Source organism: Caballeronia sp. LZ029 (assembly GCF_031451275.1).
GTDB classification, from domain to species: domain Bacteria; phylum Pseudomonadota; class Gammaproteobacteria; order Burkholderiales; family Burkholderiaceae; genus Caballeronia; species Caballeronia jiangsuensis.
The window spans coordinates 1,306,991-1,313,922 of sequence record NZ_JARUXO010000001.1; the positions used below are offsets into that span (position 1 = coordinate 1,306,991).

Consider the following 6,932-nt stretch of genomic DNA (forward strand, 5'->3'; position numbering starts at 1 on the left):
GTGCGCGGTCCAAGCCCTTGTCTGCTTGCGGGGGCACTCGCTACTGCCGGGCCATTCAGCCAATCGTCTGTGCCGCGGCCGGTGTGAAGTGCTTAGGCTGGGGATAGCTGTTTCTTTGGTTACTTTCTTTGCAGCAGCAAAGAAAGTGACCCCCGCCCCGGGGAGGGGCAGAGCAAATAGACCGACGCGAAAACAGGCTTCACGAACGAACCATCGAACCATCGAACCAACGAAAGGACGAAGGCAACCTCAAGGCTGATCGATCAACGACCGCGTCGCCTCGGCCACGAGCCCTCGCAGCCAGCGAACCTCATCGGAATAATGACACCGCTCATGCCACAACTGGTAATACTGCATCGGCGGAAAATCGAGCGGCGCGGGCACGACCGCGAGCGGCAGAAACCGCGCGTAATGGTCCGCAAAAAGCCGCGTCGTCGTAAAGACGAGATCCGACTTGATCAACACGTAGGGCGCGAGATTGAAGTACGGCAACGTAACGACGACATGACGCTTCAAACGCTCCCGCGCCAGATGCACGTCGATCGCACCGCGCTGCCCGACGGAATAGGGCGTCGGCGCGAGATGCGGCGCGTTCAGGTACTGATCGAGCGTGAGCCCGCCGCGCTTGGCGAACGGATGCTGATTGCTGACGAGACACACGATCTTGTCGACGAACAGATTGGAAAGATGCAATTGTTCGGGCGGCTCGGGCCAGTTGCCCACGACGATATCGAGCTTGCCGTCTTCGAGCGCCAGCTCGTAATCGAACGCGGGGCCGAGCGAATGGAACTCGAGCGTCGCGTCGGGCGCAGCCTGCCGGAATCGTTCGACGACGGTCGGCACGAACAGCACGTTCAGATAGTCGGGACAGCCGATGCGATAGCACCGCACCGACGTCGAAGGATCGAAGTTGTGCTGCTGGACCTTGATGCGCTCGATTTCGCGCAGCGCGTTCTGCGTAGGTTCGAGCAGGCGCAGACCATACTCGGTCGGCACCATGCCGGACTTGCCGCGCACGAGCAACGGGTCGCCGGTGATATCGCGCAACCGGCGCAAAGCGGCGCTGATGGCGGGTTGCGACTGATTGAGCTTGACGGCCGCACGCGTCACGCTGCGTTCCATCAAGAGGGTATGCAAGACGCGTAACAGATACGTATCGATCGCCTCGCGTTGCTGACTCATGTTATCTCCACTATATGTTCTGGCTGATCGATGCGGGGGTGCAACATATCATTTTTAATATGACGTAAAAATTTCGTCAAGGTGTGGCTTACCCGCAAACACTGGCTTTAGCGGTACGCAACACATAATTTTGAGTTATCGACTTAGCGTTCCGAATTCTGTAAATTCTGCCCGCGATATGAGTTTGCGCGACACCGCCGTGTCACGCGCTCGTGAGCGGTAACTTTTCCAGCCCGGTCTGCTCGGTGACCAGGCGCATTTCTGGATTTCAATGGGCGACGCCATTTCCACGTCGATGACGCCACCGCGCCTGGCGTTGTCGGGTATCAGCAAACAGTATCCGTCCGTCAAGGCGAACGACGGCGTGAATCTCGTCGTCATGCCGGGGGAAATTCACGCCGTGCTCGGCGAGAACGGCGCGGGCAAATCCACGCTGATGAAGATCATCTACGGCGCGGTGCGCCCGGATGAAGGCGAAATCCGCTGGCAGGGCGACACGGTCGAGATCGGCAGCCCGGCCGCCGCGCGCAAGCTCGGCATCGGCATGGTGTTCCAGCACTTCTCGCTGTTCGAGACGCTGACGGTCGGCGAGAACATCGCGCTCGCGCTCGACGAAAAGTTCGACATGAAGGCGCTCGGCAAACGCATCCGCGAAGTGTCGAAGGACTACGGCCTCGATGTCGATCCGCAGCGGCACGTGCACAGCCTCACGGTCGGCGAGCGACAACGCGTGGAAATCGTGCGCTGCCTGCTGCAGAATCCGCGTCTGCTCATCATGGACGAGCCAACCTCCGTGCTCACGCCGCAGGCCGTGCAGAAGCTCTTCAAGGTCCTGCGACGCCTCGCCTCCGAAGGTTGCAGCATTCTCTACATCAGCCACAAGCTCGACGAAATCCAGTCGCTCTGCGAAAACGCCACCGTGATGCGAGGCGGGCGCGTAACCGGCAACGTCGATCCGCGCAAGGAAACGCAGGCATCGCTCGCGCAACTGATGGTCGGCCATTCGCTACCCGACTACACGCGCCGCGAGCACAATCCGGGCGAGGTGCGGCTCGCGGTGAAGAACCTGTCGGTGGCGAGTCCCGATCCGTTCGGCACATCGTTGGAGAACGTCTCGTTTTCCGTGCACGCGGGTGAGATCTTCGGCATCGCGGGCGTGTCGGGCAACGGACAGGCGGAACTGCTCGCGGCGCTCTCGGGCGAAATCCGCGACCGGCACGTCGCGCCCGATGCGGTCTCGATCTGCGGCAAGCCCGCCGCGCGTCTGACCGCGGGCGGACGGCGCCGGCGCGGCTTCGCGTTCGTGCCCGAAGAACGCCTCGGGCGCGGCGCGGTTCCGGCGATGTCCCTCGCCGATAACGGCCTGCTCACCGCGCATCGCGAAAACATGGTGCGCGGCGGCTGGATCAGATCCGGCACGGTGAAATCGTTCGCCGAGCGCTGCATCAAGTCGTTCGACGTGCGCTGCGGCGGCAGCGATGCGCTCGCGCAGAGCCTCTCGGGCGGCAACCTGCAGAAGTTCATCGTCGGACGCGAGATTCTTCAGGAGCCGGAGGTGCTCGTGGTCGCGCAGCCGACCTGGGGCGTCGATGTCGGCGCGGCGGGCTTCATCCGCCAGCAACTGCTCGATCTGTCGGCGCGCGGCGTGGCCATCCTCGTCATTTCCGAGGAGCTCGAAGAACTCTTCGACATCTGCGACCGGCTCGCCGTGATCGCGCGCGGCAAGCTCTCGCCGGTGCGCAAGACGAGCGAAACCAACGCGGAGGAAGTCGGCCTCTTCATGGCCGGTCTTTTCGAAGGCAAGTCCGCGCCCGCCGCCGAACCCGACTCTCTCTTGAAGCATTAAGCACGATGATCTTCCCCTATCGACTCGAAGCGCGCCCGACGCCCTCGCGCGCCATGCAGCTCGCGGTGCCGGTGGTCGCCGCCGTCGCGACGCTCGTCATCGGCTTTCTGATTTTCAGTCTCGTCGGCCAGGACCCGTTGCGCGCGATGCACGCGTTCTTCATCGAGCCGCTGTCGAGCGTCAACGGCTGGTCCGAACTCGTGCTGAAAGCGTCGCCGTTGTGCCTGATCGGACTCGGGCTCGCGGTCGGCTATCGCGCGAACGTGTGGAACATCGGTGCGGAAGGGCAGATGCTGCTCGGCGGCATCGTCGCGGGCGGCATCGCGATCCATGTCGGCGATGCGTCCGGCTGGTGGACGCTGCCCCTGATGATGGCGGGCGGCGTCATCGGCGGCATGGTGTGGGCGGGGATTCCCGCGCTGCTGAAGAGCCGCTTCAACACCAACGAAATCCTGACGAGCCTGATGCTTACCTACGTCGCGGCGCAATTGCTGATCTATCTGGTGAGCGGCCCGTGGCGCGACCCGGAAGGCATGAACTTCCCGATCTCGGCGATGTTCGGCGATGATGCGCTGTTCCCGCGCCTCTATGGCGACTGGCACTGGGCGTGGCTCAAGGGCACGCGCATCAACGCGTCGGTGTTTCTGACGGCGATCGCGATTCCGTGCGTGTGGCTCTTCATGCGCAAGAGTTTCGCGGGCTTCCGGATGAACGTCGGCGGCCTTGCACCGCTCGCCGCGCGCTACGCCGGTTTCTCCGACAAGAAAACGATCTGGACATCGCTGCTCTTGTCCGGCGGCCTCGCGGGCCTCGCCGGCATGGGCGAAGTGGCCGGTCCGATCGGCCAGCTTCAGGCGGGCTGGTCGCCGGGCTACGGCTTCACGGCGATCATCGTCGTGTTCGTGGGACGTCTGCATCCGGTTGGCATCGTGCTCGCGAGCCTGCTGATGGCGCTCCTGTATCTCGGCGGCGAAGCCGTGCAGACCTCGCTGCAGTTGCCGCAAGCGCTCGCGGGCGTGTTCCAGGGCTTGCTGCTCTTTTGCCTGCTCGGCTGCGATCTGTTCGTGAATTACCGCATCAAGCGCAGGACGCCTGCGCATCACGCCGCATGACGAGGCAATAAAAATGGACATCAATCAGGCCAGCAACCTCGCGTCGAGCGCCGTGATCGCCGCCATTCCGCTGATGTACGCGGGCGCGGGCGAACTCGTCGCGGAAAAATCGGGCGTCCTGAATCTCGGCGTCGAAGGGATGATGCTGATGGGCGCCGTCACCGGCTACGCCGTCACCGCGATCACCGGAAGTCCGTGGCTCGGCATCGTCGCGTCCGTGTTCGCGGGACTCGCGATGGCGCTGCTGTTCGGCTTTCTCACCATCACGATGCTCGCCAATCAGGTCGCGACGGGCCTCTCGCTGACGATCTTCGGCATCGGCTTTTCGGCGTATGTCGGCAAGCCGTATACGTCGGCGGCGGTGCGCGCGAGCATCGACGTGATGCCGCTTCCCGGCCTCGCGAACATTCCCGTGCTCGGCCCCGCGATCTTCTCGCTCACGCCGCTCGGCTATCTCGCGTTCATCATGTTCGGCGTGATCGGCTGGTTCCTCTACAAGACGCGCGCGGGGCTCGTTTTGCGCTCGGTCGGCGAATCGCCTGCGGTCGCACATGCGGTGGGCTTTCCGGTCGTCGGCGTGCGTTATGGCGCGACGCTCTTCGGCGGCGCGATGGCCGGCATCGCGGGCGGCTATTACTCGATCGTCTATCTACATGTTTGGCAGGAACAGTTGACTTCAGGCCGCGGCTGGATCGCGCTTGCGCTCGTCGTGTTCGCGACCTGGCGGCCGGGCCGACTGTTGATCGGCGCGCTGCTCTTCGGCGCGGTGATGGCGCTGCAGTTCTACGCGCAGGCGATCGGCGTGCCCGTACCGACGCAGTTCCTCGCGATGCTGCCGTATATCGCAACGATCGTCGTGCTCGTGATCATTTCGCGCAACCCGAACACGATCAAGCTCAACGCGCCCGCATCGCTCGGCAAGCCGTTTTTCGCGGCTAGCTGATGCTGTTGTTCTCGCGCAGCATCGCGGTTTCGCTCTCATTTTTGACCGACCAAACTGATGCGGGGCTGCATGACCGCTTCACACAACATCGACCAGGAGAATCACAATGAATAAACCATGGCTGAAGGCGATCACCGCGACGGTCGCATTGTCCGCCACCGTCGCGGCCCTGAGCGCGCGGGCGGCGGATGCACCGGGCGTCGCGTTCGTCTATCTCGGCAATCCGGGCGATGCGGGCTGGACCTTCGCGCACGATGCGGGCAGCAAGGAAGCCGAAGCGAAGTTCGGCAGCAAGATCAAGATCACGCGCGTGGAGAACGTGCCGGAGTCGGCGGACTCGGAGCGCGTGTTCCGCGATCTCGCGAACAAGGGCAACAAGGTCATCTTCGCGACGAGCTTCGGCTATCAGGATTTCGCGTTGAAGGTCGCGAAGGATTTCCCGGACACCATCTTCCTGACGGCAACGGGCTTCAAGAAGGCGAAGAACTTCGGCACCTATGACGTGCGCATGTATCAGGGCGCGTATCTGGCGGGCGTCGCCGCGGGCTACGTGACGAAGACCAACACGCTCGGCTTTGTCGCGTCGGTGCCGATTCCGGAAGTCGTGCGCAACATCAACGCGTACACGATGGGCGCGCGCTCCGTGAACCCGAAGGTCCATACGAAGGTCATCTGGATCAATAGCTGGTTCGATCCGGGCAAGGAAAAGCAGGCTGCCGAAACGCTGATCGGGCAGGGCGCCGACGTGCTGCTGCAGAACACGGATTCGAATGCGACGCTCAATACCGCTGCTGAGAAGAAAGTGTTCGCTTTCGGCTGGGATTCGAACATGAAGAAGTTCGGCCCGAGCGCGCATCTGGGCTCGGTGGTCGCGCACTGGGGCGTGTACTACAACACGGTGATCCAGCAAGTGCTCGACGGCAAGTGGAAGAACGATCCGGTGTGGCTCGGCATTCCGCAGAAGGCTGTCGATCTCGAAGATCTGAACACGGGCGTGATTCCCGCGAAGGCGGTGCAGGCGGTGTCCGCGAAGCGCGACGAGCTGCATGCGGGCAAGTGGGATGTGTTCAGTGGTCCGATCAAGGATCAGTCAGGCGCGGAGAAGGTGCCGGCGGGCAAGACGCTTTCGGATCCGGAACTGCAGCGGATCAACTGGTATGTCGAGGGGGTGGACGGGGCGTTGCCGAAGTAGGTTTTTTTTGCGATAAGCTCGGGAGGTTGCCGGATCCCGTTTTCGTGTCGGTCTATTGGCGCTGCCCCTGTGCGGGGCGGCAGTCACTTTCTTTGCTGCTGTGTATAGACCGGGGACATAGCTGACAGATCCGCGGGGACATGGTTGACACTTTCAGGCATCTCGATGCCTGGACCCGACCATGCCTTGGAACCCGCAGGACACCATGCAACTTCGCCTTGAATTCGTGACCCTGGCCATGCAACAAGAGATTGCGTTCAGCGAGCTGTGCCAACGCTTTGGCATCAGCCGGCAGACCGGATACAAGTGGGTCGAGCGCTATCAGGCCGGGGGCCGCGAGGCGCTGGGCGATCTCTCCAGACGCCCGCACAGCAGCCCGAATCGAACCTGCAACGAACTCGAAGCGCGGGTGCTCGAGGTGCGAAGCCAGCATCCGGCCTGGAGCGCGCACAAGATCAGCCGACGCCTGAAGGATCAGGGCCTGCAAGGCGTGCCTTCGCACAGCACGGTCAATGCCATTTTGCAGCGCCATGGATGCATCGGCGAGAAGGCGTCGGCGGCGGCCACCGCCTGGACCCGTTTCGAGCGCGCCGAGCCTAACGAGCTATGGCAAATCGATTTCAAGGGCCACTTCGGCATGCTCGATCAAAGGCGCTG

At 62.9% G+C, this 6,932-nt stretch carries 6 protein-coding genes; 5 read left to right on the forward strand and 1 reads right to left on the reverse strand.

From position 1 onward, the window contains the following. Window positions 1-249 precede the first annotated feature (249 nt). Complete coding sequence (locus tag QCE73_RS06210; RefSeq protein ID WP_035498841.1) at window positions 250-1,182, reverse strand: LysR substrate-binding domain-containing protein; 933 nt, start codon at window positions 1,180-1,182, stop codon at window positions 250-252. A 271-nt stretch (window positions 1,183-1,453) separates the two neighbouring features. Here QCE73_RS06210 and QCE73_RS06215 point away from each other — a divergent pair, with 271 nt between their 5' ends. The 5 genes from QCE73_RS06215 to QCE73_RS06235 form a co-directional block, all read left to right on the forward strand. Beyond that, entirely contained in the window at window positions 1,454-3,028 is a 1,575-nt protein-coding gene (locus QCE73_RS06215; protein ID WP_309880255.1) for an ABC transporter ATP-binding protein, read from the forward strand. Between the two features lie 5 nt (window positions 3,029-3,033). After that, window positions 3,034-4,140: an ABC transporter permease gene (locus tag QCE73_RS06220; protein WP_238295850.1), complete on the forward strand. Its 1,107-nt coding sequence runs from the start codon at window positions 3,034-3,036 to the stop codon at window positions 4,138-4,140. A 13-nt stretch (window positions 4,141-4,153) separates the two neighbouring features. Beyond that, window positions 4,154-5,083, forward strand: a complete 930-nt coding sequence (locus QCE73_RS06225) for an ABC transporter permease (protein WP_035498836.1) — start codon at window positions 4,154-4,156, stop codon at window positions 5,081-5,083. Window positions 5,084-5,189: 106 nt separating this feature from the next. Beyond that, entirely contained in the window at window positions 5,190-6,275 is a 1,086-nt protein-coding gene (locus tag QCE73_RS06230) for a BMP family ABC transporter substrate-binding protein (protein WP_051626676.1), read from the forward strand. 181 nt (window positions 6,276-6,456) lie between these two features. Further along, window positions 6,457-6,932, forward strand: a 476-nt coding sequence (locus tag QCE73_RS06235; RefSeq protein ID WP_309880258.1) for a helix-turn-helix domain-containing protein, incomplete at its 3' end; no start/stop codon positions are given.